Source organism: Streptomyces yangpuensis (assembly GCF_001005295.1).
GTDB lineage: Bacteria > Actinomycetota > Actinomycetes > Streptomycetales > Streptomycetaceae > Streptomyces > Streptomyces yangpuensis.
Genome location: NZ_LBMK01000003.1, coordinates 350903 through 372213, shown reverse-complemented (window position 1 = coordinate 372213; position 21311 = coordinate 350903). Strand labels below are relative to the sequence as shown.

The following is a 21311-nucleotide window of genomic DNA, read 5'->3' as shown; positions in this document are numbered from 1 at the left end:
CCCCCGATGTCAGTCGTTCATGGGACGCTCGTACGCATGAGTCCACAGGATCAGCACGGCAGCAGGGGGTACTCCGTCCCCACCGGGCGGCCGTACGCCCTCAAGGAGCTGCAGGCGAGCCTGGGCAGCCTCGGTGACCACCTGCGCGAGCTCTACGACGGCGCCCACCCCGCCGAGTACGACACCATCGCCGACGCGCTGTACGTGGCCTTCCAGACGGCCGCCGGACTGGCCCCCGCCAAGAGCTACACCGGCTGCCCCGAACACCCCAACGGCGCCCTCGACCCCGAGGCGCCCGACGGCTGGGGCCGCTGCCTCATCTGCAACGACCGCCGACGCCTCGGACAGCGCCGACAAGGCCGCCCCGCCACCGCCCCCGCACCCGCCGGCGAGCAGCGGCGCCTGGGCTACCCGGTCCCGGACGGCCCGTACACCCTCCACGCCCTGCGCACCCATCTGCGCACCGTCGAGGACCAGCGGTTCCACCTGGGCCTGTCCTCCCCCGCCGAGGACTTCGTCCGCATCGCCGACGACCTGCACCGCGCCTTCATCGTGGCCCGTGAGCTGTCCCGCCCGCGCAACGCCTCGGGCTGCTCCGAGCACCCCGGCGCCCCCATCGACCCCGACGCGCCCCCCGGCGAGGCCTGCATCTTCTGCGCCGGACGCAGACGGCGCGCGCAGCGCTCCCCCCAGACCCCGGAGATGCTCCCGCGCATCCGCCGGGGCGAGCGCAGGCAACTGCAGCGCAGGTTCGAGCGCCCGCCGGGCTGAGCCGGGCCGAGCCCCGATCCCGACCGATCCCGACCGATCCGCGATGCGCCGGTCCGGGATGAACCGATCCGGGCCGAGCTGCCCGCAACGCGCCCGGTCCGGCCATGACGAACACGAACCCGACGCTCGTTAAGGTGAACCACTCGGCTTCCGCCCCTCCCGAGCGGGAGGGATTCCCACACTCACGCATGAGGGTCCCGTTCCGCCACGGACCGCCCCCGACCGAGAGGAGGACTCCCGATGAGATCTCGCACCCGCTCCACCCGCAGCAGCATCCGGCCCGGCGGCCGGCGGACCGACCGCGGCGTTCTGGTCCCGGCCGTCGGCGGCCCTCCGGGCCGAGCGCACCGACCGCGGCCGTCCGAAGGTCCGCGACCGTTCCACGGCCCGCGCGTCCGTCGGATAGAAACGGTATGTGAACGACCGCTGCGCGGCAGGAACACCCACACCGCCGCCGCGATCGTTCACGATCCGCACACCAGCACAGGTCACAGCCTCACGCCGCGGCACACCGCCGCAGCGAGGCTCCGAGCCGGAAATGCGTTTCCTCACCCGGCTGCAGCCGGGGGCTTCCACACAAGGGAAATACGATGAGCTCTCCCGCCCGCTTCGATCGCGGCCACACCGACGATCTGATGACCTTCCTGACGGCCAGTCCGTCGCCGTACCACGCCGTGGCCAACGCGGCCGAGCGGCTGGAGAAGGCAGGCTTCCGGCAGTTGTCGGAGACGGACGCCTGGGACGCGGGCACCGGGGGCAGGTTCGTGCTCCGCGGCGGCGCGCTCATCGCCTGGTACGTCCCCGAAGGCGCCTCGGCACACACCCCGTTCCGCATCATCGGCGCCCACACCGACTCGCCGAACCTGCGGGTCAAGCCGCTCCCCGACACCGGCTCGCAGGGCTGGCGGCAGATCGCGGTCGAGATCTACGGCGGCACCCTGCTCAACACCTGGCTGGACCGGGACCTGGGCCTGGCCGGGCGGCTGACCCTGCGCGACGGCACCGAACGCCTCGTCAACATCGACCGGGCGCTGCTGCGCGTGCCCCAACTGGCCGTGCACCTCGACCGGTCGGTGAACACCGACGGCCTCAAGCTCGACAAGCAGCGGCACATGCAGCCGATCTGGGGCCTGGGCGAGGCGCACGAGGGCGACCTCATCGCGTTCCTGGAGGAGGAAGAGGGCCTGGAACACGGCTCGGTGGCCGGCTGGGACCTGATGGTCCACTCGATCGAGCCGCCCTCCTACCTGGGCCGCGACCGCGAGCTCGTGGCGGGCCCCCGGATGGACAACCTGCTGTCCGTGCACGCCGGGGTCGCGGCGCTGGCCGCCGTGTCCGGCGCCGAGAAGCTCGACCACATCCCGGTGCTGGCCGCCTTCGACCACGAGGAGAACGGCTCGCAGTCGGACACCGGCGCCGACGGCCCGCTGCTGGGAAACGTGCTGGAACGTTCAGTCTTCGCGCGCGGCGGTTCCTACGAGGACCGGGCGCGGGCCTTCGCCGGCACCATCTGCCTGTCCTCCGACACCGGGCACGCCGTCCACCCCAACTACGGCGAGCGCCACGACCCCACGCACCACCCGCGGGTCAACGCCGGCCCGATCCTGAAGGTCAACGTCAACCAGCGGTACGCCACCGACGGCAGCGGCCGCGCGGTGTTCGCCGCCGCGTGCGAGCGGGCCGGCGTCCCGTGGCAGACGTTCGTCTCCAACAACTCGATGCCGTGCGGCACGACGATCGGCCCGATCACGGCCGCCCGCCACGGCATCCAGACCGTGGACATCGGCGTCGCGATCCTCTCCATGCACAGTGCGCGCGAACTGTGCGGCGCGGAGGACCCGTACCTCCTCGCCAACTCCCTGGTGGCCTTCCTGGAGGGCTGACCCCCCAGGAAGGCGGACCGCCTCGGTCCTGGTCGCCAGTGCTGGTCGTCAGTGCTGGTCGTCCATCCCGGCCAGGACGAGGGGCAGCCGGGCGGCGCCGTCGGCGGTGACCCGGACCGGTACGCCCCAGTCCTGCTGGTGGACATGGCAGGCCGGGTACTCGTTGGCCGGGTCGTCGTCGCAGGACGCGGCCATCGCCGAGACGTGCAGCACGCCCTCGGTGACGGCCGGGTTCAGCTCCAGCTCCCGGAACAGGTCGGTCCCGGCGCCCTCGCCGCCCGTCAGCAGCTCCGGCGGGGTCGAGGAGACCAGCAGGCGGGTGGAGGGACCGTAGCGGGTGTCGAGCTTCTGCCCGCTCGGGGCCCGGAAGACCACGTCCAGGCGCAGCGTGCCGGGCGCCACCTCGGTGGCGGCCCGCTGGGTACGGTGGGCGACCGCGTCCACCCTTACCGCCTCCTCCGGGAGCCGCAGCCGCGTCAGGCGGTGCCGGGCGGACTCGACGACCACGATGTCCTCGCCGGCCAGCACGGCGTCGCTGGGCTCGCGCAGGTCGGTCGCCAGGGTCGAGACCTGCCCGGTGGCGGGGTCGTAGCGGCGCAGCGCGTGGTTGTACGTGTCGCACACCGCGACCGAGCCGTCGGGCAGGGCGGTCACCCCGAGCGGGTGCTGGAGCAGGGCCTGGGCCGCGTCCCCGTCCCGGTGCCCGAAGTCGAACAGGCCGGTGCCGACGGCGGAGGTGACCGCGTACCCGGTGTCGGTGGGGTGGACGTACCGCAGGGCACTGGTCTCGGAGTCGGCGACCCACAGCCGGTCCCCGGCGGCGGCGAGCCCGGACGGCTGCGCGAACCAGGCCTCGGCGGCCGGCCCGTCGTGCAGCCCCTCGTTGGTGGTGCCGGCGGCGACCTCGACGGTCCCCGCCTCCGGGTCCCAGGTCCACAGCTGGTGGACGCCGGCCATGGCGATCCACACCTTGCCCTGCCACCAGGCCACGTCCCACGGCGACGACAGGTCCACCTCCAGGGCCGGGCCGGAGGTCGGCGAGCCCTGCCACCACTGCCGCCCGGTCCCGGCGACCGTCTCCACGGCCCCGCTCTCCAGGTCGAGGACGCGCAGCGCGTGGTTGACGGTGTCGGCGACGACCACCCGGCCGTCCGGGAGCAGCGCCAGCCCCTGCGGCTCGCTGAAGCTGTCGCCGCCGAAACCGCGCTCGCCGCTGCCGATGCGGCGTACGACGCTCTCCCCGTCGGCGGCCAGCTCCACCAGCTGGTGCCGGGTGGAGTCCGAGACGAGGAAGTTCCCGCTGGGCAGGAGCAGCGCCTTGCCGGGGAAGCGCAGGTCGCTCGCGACGGGCTCGGGCGCCACGTACGGGCCGTCGCCGCGCCGCAGGGTGCCCTTGGCCTCGTGCTCGGCCTCCAGCTCCTCGACGAGCTTCGCGATGGCGTGCGCGTGCCCCTCGCCGGCGTGCTGGGCGACGACGTACCCCTCGGGGTCGATCACGACGAGCGTGGGCCACGCACGCACGGCGTACTGCTTCCAGGTGGCGAGCTCGGGGTCGTCGAGGACGGGGTGGTGCACCTCGTAGCGCTCGACGGCGTCCACGACGGCCGCGTGCTCGGCCTCGTGCACGAACTTCGGCGAGTGCACCCCGACGATCACGACGGTGTCGCGGTGCTTCTCCTCCAGCTCGCGCAGCTCGTCGAGGACATGCAGGCAGTTAATGCAGCAGAAGGTCCAAAAATCCAAGATCAATGTGCGACCTCGGAAGTCGGCGAGCTTCAGATCCTTCCCGCCGGTATTGATCCAGCCGCCCTTGCCGATCAGCTCGGGGGCACGGAGACGGGCACGGCGGGGCGCGGGCGCGGGGGTGGGCGCCGGGGCAGCATCGTTCATCCTTCAAGCTTGCCATCCGCCCGTGAAGGTCCCGTCCCGCCCGTACGACAATGCGCCCATGGGGCAATCAGCCGTCGATCTGGGGTTCGTCACCGCGCCGTCCGGGGTGCTCGTGCTCGGCATGGGCGGGTGGATCGACGTCTGGCAGGAGACCGGGCGGCCGCTGTCCGGCCGGGCGGCGCACGGGAGTACGGGCAGGTCTACCCCGTCACGCTGACCGGCGACGCCTCAGGCCTGGCGGTGCTGCGCTGGACCATCCCCCCGTACGAGGACGAGGACGAGCACCCGCAGGGGTGACGACGGCAGGCGGGAGCCCGTGGGAGTCTGGCGGGATGGTCTCCCCACGGGAGTACGGCGACGGGGTCGACGCCGAGCGGGCTCTGAAGTACGCGGTACAGCGGGTTCGCGGAGGGCGGGCGGAGGTGGTCGAAGGCGTCATCGACCCTCTGTCGTACGGCTGGGACCACGAGCGGACACGGGACGTCCTGCGGGCGCAGCTGTCCGGGGCCGCGGAGCGGCTGAGGTGCGTCGCCGGCTCCGGGGATCTGGACCTGCCGGGCTCGCCGAACTGGTACGTCCCCGACCTTGCCGTCGTACCCGAGTCCCTGACGCGCGGAGCGGGCGCCCTCGTACCCGGGCAGACCCTCCTCGTGGCCGAGGTCGCCTCGGAGTCGAGTGCCGAGACGGATCGCATCGTGAAGCGGAGGCGGTACGCCGAGTACGGCGCGCCGCTCTATCTGCTCGTCGACCGGCTGGAGCGGTCCGTCACCCTGTTCGCCGAGCCCGGGAGCCTGGGGTACACCAAGGTGGACGGGCCGCATCCGTTCGGGACGGTCGTGCGGCTGCCGGAGCCGTTCGACGTCGACCTCGACACCGGTGGCCTCTAAACGGCCCCTATGCGTCGGGGTTCTTGCCTGTCGCAGTGGTGTTGATGCGCTGGACCTGGAAGGTGGCGAAGGACTGCAGGTCATGGTCCTGGGGCAGGGATTCGCCGAACACGAACGCCACCACGGTCCCGACACGCAGCACCACGCCCGGGCGGGTCTCATACGCGTAGGCATCCGTCTCGTCGGCGCCCGCATCGACGGTCAGCGGCTTGAGGCCGTCGGACTTGCCCTTGCGGACGTCGGCGGCCAGCGCCTTCATGCCCACCCTGGCGTTGTCGACCGAGTCGTAGGCGAGGAGTTGGAAGTCCACGAACGATTCGGTCTGATCGGTCTTCTCCGGCCTGTACCGGCTGCCGCCCATCGCGGTGAGCCCGACACAGCTGAATCGGGCCGCCTGCTCGCAGACCTTCTGAGCCTGGCCCCCGCTCCGGACCAGCGGCTCTTCCCCTTTCCAGCCCTTCGGGGCGGCCAGCTTGCTCGGGACGGCCTGGGCCAGCCGAGTTGGGTCGAACGGGGCCTCTGCGGCACGGTTGCCACCGGCACCACCGCCGGCACCTCCTCCGGCACCACCGCTGCTTCCGTCCGAGCAGCCCACCAGTGCCAGTGTGAGCGTCAACCCCATGGTCGCGGCCCGCATCGTTCGAAGCGTCATCACACGTCCCCCCGTCAGTGATTATTTGTCAGCTGCCCCTGCATATCACGGAGTTGCAGCCGTGGAGGGACTGGCCCTCCGCACAGTGATCACCTTGGTTGAGGCAGGGGCAGGCGGGCCAGGTGGCCCGATTCCTGGGCGACGTACAGGGCACCGTCCGGGGCGAAGGCGAGGCCGTGGGGTTCCGCGCCGGGGGCCGGGAGGGGGTGTTCCTCGATGCGGCCGTCGGGGGTGATCGCGCCCACCCGGTTCGTGCCCCACGCGGTGAACCAGCACCGGCCGTCCGGGCCCGCCGTGATGGCGTGCGGCCGGCAGGCCGGGTCGGGCAGCGGGTACTCGGTGACCTCGCCCGCGGTGGTGATCCGGGCGATCCGCCCGACGCCGATCTCCGCGCACCACAGCGCGCCGTCGGCGCCCGCCGTGATGCCGACGGGGCCGGCGTCGGGGGTGGGCAGCGGGTGGAGGGTGATCCGGCCGTCGGTGGTGATGCGGCCGACGGCGTTGGCCCGGTTGAGGGTGAACCACAGCGCCCCGTCCGGGCCGGGTGTGATGAAGGAGGCGAAGGCGTCCCGCACCGGCAGCGGGTATTCGGTGACCTCGCCGGCCGGGGTGATGCGGCCGATGCGGTCGGCGTGCAGGGCGGTGTACCAGAGCGCGCCGTCGGGGCCCGCGGCGATGCCGAACGGGCCGCTGCCGGGGGTGGGCAGGTCGTACGCGCCGAGCTCCCCCGACACCGTGACGCGGCCGATGCGGTGGTCCCGGGAGCGGGTGAACCACAGTGCGCCGTCGGGGCCCGCGGTGATGACGCAGGGCCCGCAGTCGGCGGCTCCCGTGTCGTACCGGGTGACCTCGCCGGCGGTGGTGACCCGGGCGAGCGCGCCCGCGTGCACGAGGGTGGTCCACAGGGCGCCGTCGGGGCCGGCGGTGAGCGAGTAGGGGCCTTCGCCGGCAGCGGCCACAGGGAGGGCGGTGGCGGTGGGGGTGTTCGTCACCGGGCTCCTCGGAGGGGTGCGGGGGCGGTGAGGTCGAGGCGGGCGCCGCGCCAGCGGTCGAGCAGGCGCCGGTCGTGGCTGACGACGACCAGGGCTCCCGGGTAGTGGTCGAGGGCGGCTTCCATGTCCTCCGCCAGCGCGAGGGACAGGTGGTTCGTCGGCTCGTCGAGCAGCAGTACGTCGGCCGGCCGGGCCACGAGGCGGGCCAGCGCGAGGCGTTGGCGCTGGCCGGTGGAGAGCTTCCCGACGGGGGTGTCGAGCCGGTCGGCCGCGAACAGCCCCAGTGAGAGCAGCCGTTCGGTGCCGTCCGGGCCGAAGGCCTCGCGGACGGTGCGGCCGGCCGGGCCGGGGTCGGGCTGCTGGGGCAGGTGGCCGGTGCGGCCGCGGCGGGTGATCCGGCCGCTGTCGGGGGAGAGTTCACCGGCGAGGACGCGTAACAGGGTGCTCTTGCCGGCCCCGTTCGGTCCCGTGACCAGGAGCCGGTCGCCCGCGGAGAGGGCGAGGTCGAGCGGGTGCAGGCGGCCGTGGACGGCGATGCCCCGGGCGTCGAGCAGCGGGCCGGCGGCTCCGGGCGCCGTCCCGGTGGTACGCGGCACCGTGGTGAAGCGCAGCGGGGCCGCGGGGGCGGGGACCGGCGCGGCCAGCAGACGGCGCAGCCGTTCCTCGGCGTTGCGGACCCGGCCGGCCAGGGACTGCTGGACGCGTCCGGCGGCCCGGTCGTACGCCATCTTGTTGCCGTCCTTCATGGCCCGGCCGGGGGCCACGCGCCGTGCGGTGGTGGCGGCGGTCTCGCGCAGCCGCTCGGTCTCGGCGCGCCAGTCGTCGTGGGCCTGGACGCGGCGGGCGCGTTCGGCGGCCTTCTCCGCGAGGTAGCCGGTGTAGCCGCCGCCGTAGCGGGTGAGGGTGCGGGTGTCGGCGTCGGCCTCGACGAGGGTGGTGGTCACGCGGTCGAGGAAGGTCCGGTCGTGAGAGACGGCGACGGTGGTGCCGGCCCGGCCGCGCAGGTGCTCCTCCAGCCAGGTCAGGGCGGTGTCGTCGAGGTGGTTGGTGGGCTCGTCGAGCAGCAGGACCTCGGGGGAGGCCGCCAGCAGGGCGGCGAGGCGCAGCCGGACCCGTTCGCCGCCGGAGAGGCCGCCGACGCGGCGGTCGCGGTCCAGCGTGACCAGGCCGAGGCCGTGCAGGGCGCGCTCCAGCCGGGCGTCGGCGTCGTAGCCACCGCGCAGTTCGAAGGCGGTGAGGAGGTCGCCGTACTCCGGCAGGCCGCTCTCGTCGCCCTCGGTCATGGTCCGTTCCAGTACGCGCATGCGGGCCTCGATGGTGCGCAGGTCGTCAAGGCCGCGGTCGATGACGTCCTGGACGGTGAGGTGGCCGGGGAGGTGTTCCTCCTGGGCCAGGTGGCCGAGGCCGCCGGGGGCCCGGACGGTGACGGTGCCCTGGTCGGGGGTTTCGAGGCCGGCCAGGAGGCGGAGCAGGGTGGACTTGCCCGAGCCGTTCTCGCCGATGATCCCGGTGCGCTCGCCGGGGGTGAGGGAGCAGGTGACGGCGTCGAGGACGAGGCGGCCGTCGTAGGCCTTGGTGACGGTGCGGAGGCTGAGCTGGGTGAGCTGGGCGAGGCGGGCGGGCCGGGTGGTTCCGGTGGTGGTGTGCGAGACGACTCCCTAAAGCGACGACTGTTGCGTTAGAATGCTGACATGCCAACCACCACCTCCGCAAGCGGTTCTCGTCCGGGAGGACGCAGCGCCCGGGTCCGCGCCCAGGTCCTCGAAGCCACCGGAGCGCAGCTGGTCGAGCACGGGTACGACGGACTGACCGTCGACGCCGTGGCCGAACGGGCCGGAGTGCACCGCACCACCGTCTACCGCCGCTGGCGGGACATCGGCGGGCTGCTGGCCGACCTCCTGGACGCGGCGGGCGACGACGGCTGGGAGCCGGCCGACACCGGGACGCTGGAGGGCGATCTGACGGCGCTGAACGAGGAGATCCTGGCCGGGGTCGCCGCCGATCCCCCGCTGACCACGGCGCTGATCGCCGCGTCGTTCCGCTCGGCGCAGGCCGCGCGGGCACTGCGGGCCTTCTGGGAGGACCGGTACGCCCGCTGCGCGGTGGTCGCGGTACGCGCCGAGGAGCGGGGCGAACTACCGCCGGGCACCCGGTCCCGGGAGCTGCTGGTCGCGGCGACCGCGCCGGTGTACCACGAGCTGGTCCTGCTGGGCACGCCGCCGGACCCGCACCTCCCGGCCACCGCCGCCCGCACCGCCGCCCTGGCGGCCCGGGCCGGCGCCTTCACCGGGCCTTGACGCGCCCCAGCCGGTAGCGTGCGGGGGCGTGACGGACAGCACTCCGCCGAGCGGGCGGACATTCGAGGCCCTGAACGCCGACGCCGTAAGCAGCACCGGGCAGTTGCGCGAACTGTACGAGGATCCGGGGGAGATGGCCCGCCGCAAGAGCGTCGACCGGATCCACGACGCCGCCCGCGCGGTCATCGGACGGTCGTCGCTGGTGTTCGTCGCGAGCGCCGGGGCCGAGGGGACATGCGACGTGACGCCCCGGGGCGGGCCGCCCGGATTCGTCGCCGTCCTCGACGAGTTCACCCTGGCGATCCCCGACGCCACCGGCAACAAGCGGCTCGACACCGCCCACAACATCGTGGAGACGGGCCGGGCCGGGCTGATCTTCGTCATCCCGGGCCGGGCCACCACGCTGCGCGTGAACGGCCGGGCCTGCATCAGCGCCGATCCGCGGCTGCTGGAGCAGCTGACCGCCGTCGGCAGACCGCCGCGCAGCGCGATCGTCGTCGGCGTCGAGGAGGCGTACCAGCACTGCCCGAAGGCGTTCCTGCGCAGCGGCGCGTGGCAGCCCGGACAGTGGCTCGCCGAGGACGCCGCCCCGAGCTCCGCCGAGGTCACGCTCTCCCACCTGGACATGCCCGGGCTGACGATCGAGGACGTCCGCCGGCAGGAACGCGAGTCGCTGCTGTACCGCTACGAGTAGCCGGGCGGCCCGCGGCCGACAGGCCGCCGGCCCCACGGCTCGGCAGCCGGCAGCCGGACTACGCGTCGCCGAACAGGGCGCTCAGGCGCGGCAGCCGGGCGGCCAGCTCGGCCTCGTCGTCGAAGTCGAAGTCCCAGGCCGGGTCCAGGGGCGGGTAGCTGATCGTGAAGGAGTCCGAGGGGAGTTCACGGCCGGTGGCGGTCTCGTACGCGGTCCACGCGATCGAGAGCGCCTCCTCGTCCTCCAGATCCAGGCCCTCCGCCGCCGCTTCGCGGACCGCGGGGTGCTCCGCGAGGGAGTCCGGGGCTGCCAGGGCGGCGTCGAAGACCTCCCGGCCCTGGGTGAGGAGCCAGCCGCGGAAGTAGTCGAAGCCGTCGTCCGAGCAGCCGCCGTTGATCATGTAGGCGGCGGCCCAGAGCGGGCTGCGGTAGGACTCGGCGAGCAGGTCCCACAGCACCTGCTGGGCCGCGAGCATCTCCGCCTCCGGGCGGGCCGCGAGCAGCTCCGCGGCCCGCCGCGCCACCGCGTCCCGCTCCGCGTCCTGGCCCGCTTCCCCCTCCGCCACCGGGTCCGCCGCCGTGTCCGCGCGCGCCGTCTCGATCAACTGCCAGAACGTCTGCGTGTCCATGCGCAGAGCCTGGCACCCGGCACTGACATCAGCCGAGGAAGGAGCGCAGGGATCCGGCGAGCGAGGCGACGAAGGCGTCCTGGACCCCTGCGGGGACGAGGGCGAGGGACAGGTACGGATTGAGGTCCTCCAGCTCGACGAGGAGCAGTTCACCGGAGGGGGCCCGGCAGGCGTCCACCCGCTGGATGCCGTGGGAGAGGGTGTTCCACTCGACGAAGGAGCGGGCGAAGGCCAGGTCCTCGCCCGTCGGCTCGTACGGGCGCAGCTCCCAGCGGCGGGCCGGGTCCGGGGCGTGGAGCGCGTACTGGAAGGTGTCGTCGACGAAGTAGAAGGACACCTCGTACGCGAAGTCGATGCGCGGCTGGATCAGCACGTCCCCGGCCGGGCCGTCGGGCGTGGCGGTGAAGGTGAGGCCGATGGAGTCGGCGCCCCGCTTCGGCTTGACCACGTACTCGGGCACCTGCGGCAGCTCGCCGAGCCGGACCGGGTCGTCGACGGTCGGGATGACCGGGTAGCCGGCGGCCGTGAGGTCGAGCAGGTACTGCTTGCCGGCCATGTCGGCGCGGCCGGTGAGGGGGTTGTAGACGGGCGTGCCGGCGGCCAGGGCGGCGGCACGGAAGGCGTCGTACTCCTCCTGGTAGTGCAGGACCGGGCCGCTGTTGCGGACGATCACGGCGTCGAAGCCGGACATCAGGGCGCGGGCGTCGGCGGGGTGGCACAGGGCCAGAGCGAAGTGCTCGCGCAGGCGCGAGGTGAGGAATATGTCCTCGTCGCAGTAGCGGCGGCCGCGAGCGGGGTACGCCAGGTCGGTCACGTAGAGCAGGGGCATGAGGGCAACCTATCGCGGGCACTGATGACCGCATGAAATACCTCGTTCGGGACAAAATGCTGGCCATCCGGGACGACTGACCATCGGGGACGACGGCTGGATCGAGGGCGACTGAGTACGCGGCCCGGGGGAAGTGAGCATCCGCGCTCATGCCGCGGCGGCGGGCCGGCGGCGAGGATCGTGGACGTCGGCGGGACCACGAGACCGCGGCAGCACAAGACCACGGCACGACGGAAGGAACCCACGGTGAACCCCAGCACCCACGCGGCCCTGTACGGTCCGTGGCAGCCCGCGCAGCCCGCGCGGCCCGTCCGCAGGGAACGGCCCGCCGTCGTCGTGCTCGCCGCCCTGCTGTGGACGGTCACCGCCCTCTCGGTCTGCCTGGTCGGCGGCCTCGCCTGCATCGCGCTGCTCTGGACCGCCGCGGCCGGGGAGCCCGCCGCCGGGCTGGTCCTGCCGGTCCTGCTGATCCCGGCGGGCGCCGCCGGGATCACCGCCCTGGCCCGCGCACCCCGGGTCCGTGACCTGGCCGCGTCCACCCGGATGCTGCTCCTGGGCGCGGTGGCGTGCCCGGTTCCGACCGCTCTCGCGGTCTGGTTCTGGACCCTGTCCGGCTGACCGGCTGCCCGCGATCGGGTCGGCGTCAGCGGCCCAGGCGGCGGTCCTTGAGGGCCGGGAACTGCGCGCGCGTCTCGGCGACCCTGGCCGGGTCCAGGTCCACCGTGAGGACCTCCTCGCCGGGACCCGCCTCCGCCAGGATCTCGCCCCAGGGGTCCACGACCAGACTGTGCCCGGCCTGTTCGACGCCCGCGTGGGTACCGGCCAGCCCGCACGCCAGGACGTACGACTGGTCCTCCACGGCGCGCGCCCGGCTCAGCAGCGTCCAGTGCGCGCGGCGGCGCGCGGGCCAGCCGGCGGCGACGATCATCGTGGTGGCCCCGGCGTCGACCAGGCCGCGGAACAGCTCCGGGAAGCGCAGGTCGTAGCAGGTGGCGATGCCGAGGGTCTGCTCCGGCAGCTCCACCGTGGTCAGCGAATCACCGGCGGACATGAGGACCGCCTCGCCCTGGTCGAAGCCGAAGCGGTGGATCTTGCGGTAGGTGGCGGCCAGCTCGCCGGCCGGGGAGAGGACCAGGGCGGTGTTGTAGAGGGAGCCGTCGCCCGCGCGCTCCACGACCGAGCCCGCGTGCAGCCAGACCCCGGCGTCGGCCGCCGCCTTCGACATGACCTCGTAGGTCGGCCCGTCCAGCGGCTCGGCCTCCGTCTCGAACTGCTCGTAGGCGAAGGCGCCGACCGTCCACAGCTCGGGCAGCACGACGAGATCGGAATCGTCCTGTTCCCGTACGAGATCGGCCACGCGGGCGCGTCGGGAAGATACCGACTCGCCCTCGTTCACCGCGATTTGGATCAGCGAGGCGCGCACACTACCACCGTCCTGGCGTTCAAGCCGTCAACTCGGGCCTACGAATCGTCACACGAAAGCACTGCCGGGGTGCTCACAGGCAGCGTAGTTTTGGAAACTGAGTCCACCGCTTCCGAAACGCGCCACTGAACGACGCCACTGAACAGCACCGCGAGGGGTCCCGTTGACCGTCCATCCGCATCCCAGTCTTCAGCCCTATGCCGACGCGTGGACGCACTCGATCGAGGCGATATCCGAGCTGGTCCTCCCCCTGACGGAGGGCGAGTGGAACCGGGCGACGCCGTGCCCGGGCTGGTCGGTCCGTGACGTCGTCTCCCACATCATCGGCATCGAGTGCGAGCAGCTCGGGGACCCCCGGCCGATCCACACCGTGGCCCGGGACCTGCGCCACGTGGTGGACGAGTTCAGCCGGTACATGGAGGTGCAGGTCGACGTGCGGCGCCACCACACCGCACCGGAGATGACCTCGGAGCTGGAGTACACCGTCATCCGCCGCGCGCGGCAGCTGCGCAACGAGAAGCGGGATCCGGACACCATGGTGCGGGGGCCGCTGGGCGACCAGGTGACCCTGGAACACGCGCTGCGGCTGAGGGCGTTCGACGTGTGGATCCACGAGCAGGACCTGCGGTGGGCGCTCGGGGCGCCGGGGAACTGGGACTCCCCGGGCGCGTACGTGGCGCAGGACATCCTGCTGGCCGGGCTGCCGAAGGTGGTGGCGAAGCGCGCGGGGGCCCCGGCGAACTCGGCGGTGGTGATCGACGTGCACGGCCAGCTGGAGTTCATGCGGACGGTACGGGTGGACGCGGACGGCCGCGGCACGGTGGACAAGTCCCCGTCGCTGGGCCCGGCGGTGACGCTGACCCTGGACTGGGAGACGTACGTCCGGCTCGCGGCGGGCCGGGTACGGGCGCACACGGTCGCCGACCGGGTGAAGGTGGAGGGTGACGCACAGCTGGCGGAGGCGATCCTGACGCAGTTCTCCGTGACCCCGTAACCCTGTGACGCCGTGACCCCGTGACGCCGTGCGCGGGCCGGTCAGGCGGTGCGCAGCACCGCGGTCCCGGCGGCGGCGCGGCGGATCCGGCGCTCCCGCCCCGCCGCGCCGCCGCCGCTCCGGTGGGCGGCGGCCTACGGCGTCTCGCGCCCAGCTGTTTCCGGCAGGGGACATGCGGTGGGGCGCGGCTGCGGCTGCGTCCCCGGGCCGGGCACCCGCGAGGCCGCCGCACCGGTCACCGGTGCGGTCGGCCGGGCCGGGGCCGTGGCGCGGCTGCGGTCCGCCTCGCGGGCCAGTGCGCGCCGCCGCAGGCCGAGGATCCGGCTGACGCCGAGCGCTTGGAGCACGAAGACCGTCGAGAAGGCGATGCGGTAGTCGTCGCCGGTGGCGTCCAGCAGGAGGCCCACCGTCAGCAGGGTGGTCATGGAGGCGATGAAACCGCCCATGTTGGTGATCCCGGAGGCGGTCCCCTGACGTTCGGGAGGGTTGGCCGGGCGGGCGAAGTCGAAGCCGATCATCGACGCGGGGCCGCAGCCGCCCAGCACCAGGCACAGGGTGACCAGCAGCCACATCGGGGCGTGTCCGCCCGGGTACGCGAGGACCGCACCCCACAGCAGGGCCGTGAGGCCGACCGTCCCCAGGGCGAGGGGTATCCGCGCGGCCTGCCGGCGGCCGATGATCTGGCCGTAGACCAGCCCGAGCGCCATGTTCGAGGCGACGACCAGCGTCAGCAGCCCGCCCGCGGTGCTCCGGGTCAGTCCCTGCGCCTCGATCAGGAAGGGCATGCCCCACAGCAGCAGGAACACCATCGCGGGGAACTGCGTGGTGAAGTGCACCCACAGCCCGAGCCGGGTACCGGGTTCGCTCCAGGACTCCTTGATCTGGCGGCGCACGAAGCCCGCACCGCCGGTCCGCGCCCGCGGCGCCGGCTCGTGTCCCTCCGGGTGGTCGCGCAGGAACAGCACCAGCGGCACCAGCACCACCAGCCCGGCCGCCGCGCTGCCGGCGAAGGCCGCGGTCCAGCCGATCCCGTGCAGCACGGGCGCGAGGACGAGCGTGGAGACGAGGTTGCCCGCCATGCCGACCAGCCCGGCCAGCTGCGCCATCAGCGGCCCGCGCCGGGCCGGGAACCAGCGGGTGCCGAGCCGCAGCACGGAGATGAAGGTCATCGCGTCGCCGCAGCCCAGCAGCGCGCGGGCGGCGAGCGCCATCTCGTAGGAGGGGGAGAGCGCGAAGCCGAGCTGACCGGTGGTGAAGAGCACCGCGCCCAGCGTCAGCACCCTCCTGGTGCCGAGCCGGTCCACCATCAGGCCGACGGGGACCTGCATGCCCGCGTAGACGAGGAGCTGGAGCAGGGAGAAGGAGGCGAGGGCGGAGGCACCCACGTGGAAGCGGTCCGCCGCTTCGAGACCGGCGACCCCCAGGCTGGTACGGAAGATCACCGCCACGAAGTAGACGGCGACGCCGATGCACCAGACGACGACGGCCTTCCCGCCGCCCGGCGGATCCTCCGGCCCGGCGCCCCTAGCCGCCGCGGTGCCGCCCGCCGGCGCGGCGCCCGTCGGCCCGGCGCTCACAGGCCCGGCCCCCGCACCAGCGACTCGACCCGGCCGATGTGCCCGCGGACCGCGGCGGCGGCCGCGACGGCGTCCCCGGCCCGCAGCGCGTCCAGGATCTCGGCGTGCTCGGCCAGGGTCCGCTCCAGCCGGTCGGGGTGGGCGTGCAGCAGGGCCACGCCCATCCGCAGCTGCCGGTCGCGGAGTTGGTCGTAGAGGCGGCACAGGATCTGGTTCCCGGCGCTGCGCACGATCTCGGCGTGGAAGCCGCGGTCCGCCGCCATCATCGCGGCGAGGTCGCCCGCGGCGGCGTGCCGGCGCTGTTCGCCGAGCAGCTCTTCGAGCCGGTCCAGCAGACCGGGCGGCGCGGGCACGGCCCTGCGTACGGTGAACTCCTCGACCAGCAGCCTGGTTTCGAGGACGTCGTTGATCTCCTGCGCGGAGACCGGCAGGACCAGGGCGCCCTTCTTCGGGTACAGCTTCAGCAGCCCCTCGGTCTCCAGGCGCAGCAGCGCCTCGCGGACCGGAGTGCGCGACACCCCCACCGCTTCGGCGAGTTCGCCCTCGGTGAGGAGGATGCCGCCCTCGTAGCGCCGGTCGAGCACCCCGTGCTTGACGTGGCTGTAGACGCGGTCGGCGGCGGTCGCGGGGCTGGTGGCGGCAGGCATGCGCACAGCATAGATACAACAGGGGTGCAACCCGGGGCCGGTCCGGGATGTGGACCGGGCCGGCCCCCGGGACCGGCACGTCCCCGCCCCGCGGCAGGACTCCCGCCACCTCGCGTCGTCCCGTGGCAGGAGGCGCTCCGGGGGCTTCTCCGACCTCGCCCGCGCCCGCCTGCACCGAAGGATGTACCGCGCCTTCGTCCGCCCGCACGACGTACCCGGCCCGGTGCGCCGGGAGCCTGAAGTCATGGCCGACACACTCGCCCCGGTGGTCCGTACGACCACCCGGCTCCCCCTCCTGGACGTCCTGCGCGGCGCCGCCATCCTCGGCACCCTCATGACCAACGTCTGGATCTTCGCCTCCCCCGGCTCGGAGTGGAGCGTGCTCCAGGGCGGGCTGGGGGCACCCGACCCGATCGCGGACCCCTCCGCGGCGAACGTCGCCGAAGCCGTCTTCCGTTTCCTCGCCGACGGCAAGTTCCTCGCCCTGCTCACGGTGCTCTTCGGGGTCGGCCTGGCCATCCAGTACGACTCCGCCGCCCGCCGCGGCGAACGGTGGCCCGGCCGCTACCCGAAGCGCGCCGCCTTCCTCTTCGTCGAGGGCACCGTCCACTTCGTCCTCGTCTTCGCCTGGGACGTGCTGATGGGGTACGCCGTGACCGCCCTGCTCGTGGCCTGGCTGCTGGCCCGCTCGGAGAAGGTGCGCCGCGTGGCCCTGTGGACGGCCGCCGGCGTGCACCTGTCGCTGGTCGCCCTGGCGACCCTGGCCTCGACGGCCACGGCCGGCTCCGCGCCGGACGGGCCCGAGGCGGCCGCCGCCGAGCTGTACGCCCACGGCGGTTACCCGGCCCAGGTCGCCTTCCGCCTGGAGAACGCCGTCGCCCTGCGCATCGAGCCCGTCTTCTCCTTCGCGCTGCTGGTCTTCCTCTTCCTCCTCGGCGTACGGCTGCACCGCGCCGGCGCCTTCACCGACACCGCCGAAGGCCGCAGCATCCGCACCCGGCTGGCCGCCTGGGGCCTGGGCCTCGGGCTCCCGCTGAACGCCGCGGCCACCCTCGGCGGCGACGACTTCTTCCTCCTGGGCCGCTACGGCGCCGCGCCGCTGCTCGCCCTCGGCTACGTGGGCCTGATCGGCATCGCCCTGGACCGGCTGTGGATCCCGGCGACCGCGACCCGCGCCCTCGGCTCCGTCGGCCGCACCGCGCTGTCCTGCTACGTCGCCCAGAACCTGCTGTGCATGCTGCTCTGCTACGGCATCGGGCTGGGCCTCGCCGACCGGCTCGGCGGCAGCGGCCCCTGGTGGGTGATGGGCCTGTGGGCGGGCGTGAGCCTGGTGCTGACCGCCGGGTCCCGGCTGTGGCTGCGCCGCTTCGACCGCGGCCCCCTGGAGGCCCTGCAGCACAAGGTCCTCAGCCCGCGCCGCCGCTCCCCGGCGTGACCCCGCCGCCCGGCGTGACCTCGCCCGGTGTGACCTCGACGTCGAGCACGTACTCGTCGTACGGCGCCTCGTCCGGGTAGGGCGGCCGTACCTGCGCGAAGCGGATCCTGGCCCGGCCCCCGCCCGGAGGCCGGGCTCTGACGACGTAGCTCAGCTCCACCGCGGCGCCCGGGGCGGCGCCGGGGGAGGCCGGCCGCGGCCCCGGCGCCACCGACACCACGTCCGCGTCCCCCGTGACCCGCCAGGTCCACACGTACCCGCGCGCGCCCCGCCCGGTGAGCCGTACCGCGTACGTCTCACCGGGGCGCAGCACGACCCTGCGTACCTCCACGGCCGCCCGGTCCTCTCAGACGGGGCCGATCACCGGCCCTTCGTGCCAGCCCGCGCCGTCGCGCCAGTAGTGCTGGAGGCGGCGGTCGGTGCGCAGGACGACGACTTCCAGGTTGAACCCGAAGCTGCCCTGGAGCATCCCGGTGACCGCGGCGACGTCGTGGCCGAAGACCGCGCTGCGCCGCCACGGGGAGCCGCCCGCGTTGCCGCGCCACCAGTGCTCCACCTGCCCTCCGGCCACCGCCACACACAGCTCGTAGTTCCCGGCGGTGTCCTCGTCGGCGGCCCCGTACTGCCCCTCGATCAGGCAGGGCGCGCAGATCGCGGGCGTACCGCTGCCGAAGACCTCCCCGGCGCGCCAGACGAAGCCGTTCGGGTCGTCGCGCCACCACAGCTGCATGCGGCCGTCGGTCCGGGCGGCGACGAGGTCGAGGTGGCGCGCGCGGGTCTGGACGAGCGCGGGGCCGTAGTGGGCGATGCCGGAGGCGAAGCGGCCGCCGTCGTTCCAGGTCCAGGGGGCGCCGTTGATCCGCCACCAGTGGTTCAGGCGGCCGTCGGCGGTGCGGACCACCACCTCGAAGTTGCCGGGCTTGCCGTAGTCGCTCTGGATGAACGCCGGGGTGGATCCGATCGCGGCGTCCCCCGGGCCGAAGGCACCGCCGTCGCGCCACACTCCGGCGGACTGCTCGTAGTACCAGTGGCGCAGCCGGCCGCCCGTGGTCACGTGCAGGGACTCCATGTTGCGGTTGTAGGTGGTCCCGGTGAAGGCCGGCTGGCCGGAGGCGTCGTGGGCGAAGGTGCGCGCGCGGGCCCACGCGAAGGGCGCGTCGCCCTCGCGCCACCAGTGCTGGAGGCGGGCGCCCGTGGTGGTGGCGAGGAGCTCGAAGTTGCGGTGGGCACGGCCGTTGCCGCTCTCGTAGACGTTGCCGGTGTGCAGGCGGCGCTTGGTCCACGGGTCGGGGTTGGTGCCGCGCAGGCCGCACTTGGCCCAGTAGTCGATGTTGACCTCGCCGTAGGCGATCCGGCCGTAGCCGCCGACGTGGTAGCCGGTGCCCCAGGAGTTCTTGAACAGCCAGCAGCCCGCCGCGTCGTCGTAGCCGACGACCAGGACGCAGTGGCCGCCCGCGAGACGGTCGCTCGTACGGTGGTAGACGCCGGAGCCGAGGCCGAAGAAGTCGTCGTAGACGTCGAAACAGGCCGTCAGCGGGCCGACCGTGTCCAGCCACACTTTCTGCTGCTCGACATCGCCGAGCCGGACGTAGTCGGTGACCCGGACGGTCCGGCCGGAACGGTCCCAACTGGGCGTGTACTCGGCGCGCCAGGCGTCGCGGCGGGCGGCCGGCAGCCCGGCCGGCGGGATGCTGTACGGCCAGCAGTCCGGGTCGGCGAGACCGCCGTTCGCCGTGATCCAGTCGAGGGCGGTCTCCGGGTTGCTGCCCTGGCCGCAGCTGAAGCGCAGACCGTCGTGGACGTCCCCCTCGGAGCGCTTAGCCCACACGTCGTGCTCGATGCGGGCCATGGACTCCACCAGGCCGGCGGCGCCGAAGGCCCAGCAGGAACCGCACGGGTTCTGGTCCTTCACCTTGGTGATCCACGGCCAGCCCCAGCGGTTGCGCCAGTCCACGGCGGCCGGCCGGGCCCCCGCCGCCGTCCGCGGCGCGGCGCCCAGCAGGCCGTGGGCGGCCCGGCGCCGGGTCAGGTGCGGGTTGCCGCTGGCGTGCCCGATGAGCCCCGCCAGGTCGACCGGGCCCACGGCCCCGGCGGGCGTCAGGTTCGCCCCGGGCTCCAGACCGAGCGAGGGCCGCGGTACCGGCTCCTCGTCGGCCAGGTGCTCCAGCACCGACCAGCGCGCCCCCCGCGCGATCAGCTGCGCACGCAACTCCCCCACCGATTGAACAGACTCCTGCGGCATGACGGCCCCCCGGCTGCAACCGTTCGGATCAGAGATCCGGGGAGCGTCCCTCCGCCGCCGAAGGCCGTCAAGGGGGTCCGCACGGTCGCGCGGTGGCACAAGGGGAGCGTGCCCCCACCCCCGCCCGGCCCCGCCCGCCGGGGGAGCCGGAACGGGCCGGTCTCCCCGCGGAGGTGGCCGTATAAGGTCCCCGTATGGGCACCTGGATCGCGCCGAGCGTCATCGAGAGAGAGCTGTACGAGGCCAAGAACGCAGGCGACTGGGCCGCGTACTTCGATGTGCTCGCCCGCGCCCAGCTCTACCTGGTGCAGCCCCGGGTGCAGTCCGACGCCCACCCCGGGTCGGTCTTCTTCCACCCCACCCCGGACCGCATGATCGTCGTCCGCACCGCCGGCATGCTGCCCGCGCCCACCCCCGAGACGGTCTTCGAGTCCCGCAGCCTGGGATGGTTCTCCACGGTGTGGGCCGCCGGCGATCCCGCCTTCCTCGCCGTGAATCCGGGCTCCCCCGCCGAGGCCTACCTCACCACCACCCCCGCCGACCTGGCCCGCTGGCGCGCGCACGCGGACGCCGCGCCGTGCTACGGCCTGCCCGACGGCAAGATCCACGCCCTCTTCACCGGCGGCCCCCTGCACGGGGACATCGCCCACGGCCTCGCCGTCGGCGCGCATCTCGCCGTCACGAACGGCGAGTTCTGGAACGCCCTCGCCTACCACGGCAGCGGCTACCAGCATGAGCGCCACCGGGTCGCGAAGAGCTGGGGCATCACCGACCGGGCCGACTGGCTCGCCACCCTCGAAGAGCTCCTGAACACCACGGTGGTCAGCCCCGTCTGGGAGTTCGCGCTGCGCGTGCGCCGCGTCCTCGCCTCCGACTTCGCGGGACCCGTGGACGTCGAGCACTGGCGGCACGCCGCCGAGGCGAGCATGCGCCGCAACGCCGAACGCGCCGCCGAGCCCCGGCTCACCCCCGAGGGGGTCACCGTCGCCCGGCCCCGCCCGGCCGCCGAGGTCGAGGGGGAGATAGCCGGCGTCAAGCGGCTCATCGGCCGGATAGCCCGCTACGAACAGCGTTTCCGGGCCGACGGACTGCTCCCCGAGGACGGCTGGGTCCGCTCCGTCGAGGCCTGGGACCTCGGCCGCGCCTCCCAGATGGCCCGCTGGGGCATCGGATGCCGCTACGGCACCCTGCACGAGGCGGAGAAGGCCGTGCTGCGCGCCGGGGAGTCGGCCCGCAGCACGTACCGCTCGTGGGAGGAGTTCTCCGCCGGGTATGTGCTCGGCCGGTGCCTGCACTTCGACGAGGAGGAGTTCGGCACCTGGTACACGGGCGCCCTCGCCGCCCACGTCACGCTGACCACCGACCCCGCCAGCCCGTGGCGCAACATCCCCTGGAAATGACCGACCTCGGGTAGTCGGCGGCCCGGGCCGGAATCCGCCCGCGGCCCGCACCGCCCCGCAACTAGCCTCT

The 21311-nt window shown here is 73.7% G+C and carries 20 protein-coding genes and 1 pseudogene; 10 read left to right on the top strand and 11 right to left on the bottom strand.

Annotated features, from left to right (window positions below; genetic code table 11):
- The first annotated feature begins 36 nt into the window (after positions 1-36).
- Positions 37-771, top strand: a complete 735-nt coding sequence (locus AAT21_RS16970; RefSeq protein ID WP_046777713.1) for a hypothetical protein — start codon at positions 37-39, stop codon at positions 769-771.
- A gap of 590 nt (positions 772-1361) precedes the next feature.
- Positions 1362-2654 (top strand): M18 family aminopeptidase, encoded by a 1293-nt coding sequence (locus AAT21_RS16965; protein WP_046777712.1) that lies wholly within the window; start codon positions 1362-1364, stop codon positions 2652-2654.
- 48 nt (positions 2655-2702) lie between these two features.
- On the opposite strand, the gene AAT21_RS16960 is transcribed toward AAT21_RS16965, so the two are convergent.
- Positions 2703-4544: an NHL domain-containing thioredoxin family protein gene (locus AAT21_RS16960; protein WP_046777711.1), complete on the bottom strand. Its 1842-nt coding sequence runs from the start codon at positions 4542-4544 to the stop codon at positions 2703-2705.
- Positions 4545-4673: 129 nt separating this feature from the next.
- Between AAT21_RS16960 and AAT21_RS37605 the strand changes: the two genes are divergently transcribed.
- Together AAT21_RS37605 and AAT21_RS16955 are read left to right on the top strand one after the other, a co-directional pair.
- A complete protein-coding gene (locus AAT21_RS37605; RefSeq protein WP_157879728.1) occupies positions 4674-4841 on the top strand; it encodes a hypothetical protein in 168 nt (55 codons plus the stop codon).
- Between the two features lie 35 nt (positions 4842-4876).
- A complete protein-coding gene (locus AAT21_RS16955; RefSeq protein WP_046777710.1) occupies positions 4877-5431 on the top strand; it encodes a Uma2 family endonuclease in 555 nt (184 codons plus the stop codon).
- Positions 5432-5438: 7 nt separating this feature from the next.
- Here AAT21_RS16955 and AAT21_RS16950 read toward each other — a convergent pair whose 3' ends face one another.
- The 3 genes and pseudogenes from AAT21_RS16950 to AAT21_RS16940 form a co-directional block, all read right to left on the bottom strand.
- On the bottom strand, positions 5439-6068 hold the full coding sequence (locus tag AAT21_RS16950) for a hypothetical protein (RefSeq protein WP_046777709.1): 630 nt from the start codon (positions 6066-6068) through the stop codon (positions 5439-5441).
- A gap of 104 nt (positions 6069-6172) precedes the next feature.
- Positions 6173-7075, bottom strand: coding sequence for a Vgb family protein (locus AAT21_RS16945; RefSeq protein ID WP_046777708.1), 903 nt, complete (start codon positions 7073-7075; stop codon positions 6173-6175).
- Positions 7072-8679, bottom strand: a pseudogene (locus AAT21_RS16940) (ABC-F family ATP-binding cassette domain-containing protein); the annotation flags it as partial. The gene AAT21_RS16945 and the pseudogene AAT21_RS16940, both read right to left, overlap by 4 nt.
- 87 nt (positions 8680-8766) lie before the next feature.
- On the opposite strand from AAT21_RS16940, the gene AAT21_RS16935 reads away from it, so the two are divergent.
- Positions 8767-9372: a TetR/AcrR family transcriptional regulator gene (locus AAT21_RS16935; RefSeq protein WP_046777707.1), complete on the top strand. Its 606-nt coding sequence runs from the start codon at positions 8767-8769 to the stop codon at positions 9370-9372.
- A 28-nt stretch (positions 9373-9400) separates the two neighbouring features.
- Positions 9401-10066: an MSMEG_1061 family FMN-dependent PPOX-type flavoprotein gene (locus tag AAT21_RS16930; RefSeq protein ID WP_046777706.1), complete on the top strand. Its 666-nt coding sequence runs from the start codon at positions 9401-9403 to the stop codon at positions 10064-10066.
- Between the two features lie 58 nt (positions 10067-10124).
- Here AAT21_RS16930 and AAT21_RS16925 read toward each other — a convergent pair whose 3' ends face one another.
- Together AAT21_RS16925 and AAT21_RS16920 are read right to left on the bottom strand one after the other, a co-directional pair.
- Entirely contained in the window at positions 10125-10694 is a 570-nt protein-coding gene (locus tag AAT21_RS16925; RefSeq protein WP_046777705.1) for a DUF4240 domain-containing protein, read from the bottom strand.
- Positions 10695-10722: 28 nt separating this feature from the next.
- Positions 10723-11523, bottom strand: coding sequence for an ATP-grasp domain-containing protein (locus AAT21_RS16920; RefSeq protein WP_046777704.1), 801 nt, complete (start codon positions 11521-11523; stop codon positions 10723-10725).
- A gap of 246 nt (positions 11524-11769) precedes the next feature.
- On the opposite strand from AAT21_RS16920, the gene AAT21_RS16915 reads away from it, so the two are divergent.
- A complete protein-coding gene (locus tag AAT21_RS16915; RefSeq protein ID WP_046777703.1) occupies positions 11770-12141 on the top strand; it encodes a hypothetical protein in 372 nt (123 codons plus the stop codon).
- Between the two features lie 25 nt (positions 12142-12166).
- On the opposite strand, the gene AAT21_RS16910 is transcribed toward AAT21_RS16915, so the two are convergent.
- Positions 12167-12946 (bottom strand): carbon-nitrogen family hydrolase, encoded by a 780-nt coding sequence (locus AAT21_RS16910; protein WP_046777702.1) that lies wholly within the window; start codon positions 12944-12946, stop codon positions 12167-12169.
- 163 nt (positions 12947-13109) lie between these two features.
- Here AAT21_RS16910 and AAT21_RS16905 point away from each other — a divergent pair, with 163 nt between their 5' ends.
- The gene (locus tag AAT21_RS16905) at positions 13110-13940 is read left to right on the top strand and encodes a maleylpyruvate isomerase family mycothiol-dependent enzyme (protein WP_046777701.1); all 831 of its coding nucleotides are present in this window, start codon (positions 13110-13112) and stop codon (positions 13938-13940) included.
- 134 nt (positions 13941-14074) lie between these two features.
- Here AAT21_RS16905 and AAT21_RS16900 read toward each other — a convergent pair whose 3' ends face one another.
- Together AAT21_RS16900 and AAT21_RS16895 are read right to left on the bottom strand one after the other, a co-directional pair.
- A complete protein-coding gene (locus AAT21_RS16900; RefSeq protein WP_235439018.1) occupies positions 14075-15409 on the bottom strand; it encodes an MFS transporter in 1335 nt (444 codons plus the stop codon).
- 104 nt (positions 15410-15513) lie between these two features.
- Positions 15514-16164, bottom strand: a complete 651-nt coding sequence (locus tag AAT21_RS16895; protein WP_046778406.1) for a GntR family transcriptional regulator — start codon at positions 16162-16164, stop codon at positions 15514-15516.
- Between the two features lie 244 nt (positions 16165-16408).
- Here AAT21_RS16895 and AAT21_RS16890 point away from each other — a divergent pair, with 244 nt between their 5' ends.
- Complete coding sequence (locus tag AAT21_RS16890; RefSeq protein ID WP_107081336.1) at positions 16409-17599, top strand: DUF418 domain-containing protein; 1191 nt, start codon at positions 16409-16411, stop codon at positions 17597-17599.
- Here the strand turns inward: AAT21_RS16890 and AAT21_RS16885 are convergent.
- Together AAT21_RS16885 and AAT21_RS16880 are read right to left on the bottom strand one after the other, a co-directional pair.
- Positions 17571-17930, bottom strand: coding sequence for a protease inhibitor I42 family protein (locus AAT21_RS16885; RefSeq protein ID WP_046777700.1), 360 nt, complete (start codon positions 17928-17930; stop codon positions 17571-17573). The two genes, AAT21_RS16890 and AAT21_RS16885, sit on opposite strands and share 29 nt — an antisense overlap.
- 15 nt (positions 17931-17945) lie before the next feature.
- Entirely contained in the window at positions 17946-19817 is a 1872-nt protein-coding gene (locus AAT21_RS16880; RefSeq protein WP_235438895.1) for a C1 family peptidase, read from the bottom strand.
- A gap of 218 nt (positions 19818-20035) precedes the next feature.
- Here AAT21_RS16880 and AAT21_RS16875 point away from each other — a divergent pair, with 218 nt between their 5' ends.
- Positions 20036-21241: a DUF1266 domain-containing protein gene (locus AAT21_RS16875; protein WP_046777698.1), complete on the top strand. Its 1206-nt coding sequence runs from the start codon at positions 20036-20038 to the stop codon at positions 21239-21241.
- Positions 21242-21311 lie beyond the last annotated feature (70 nt).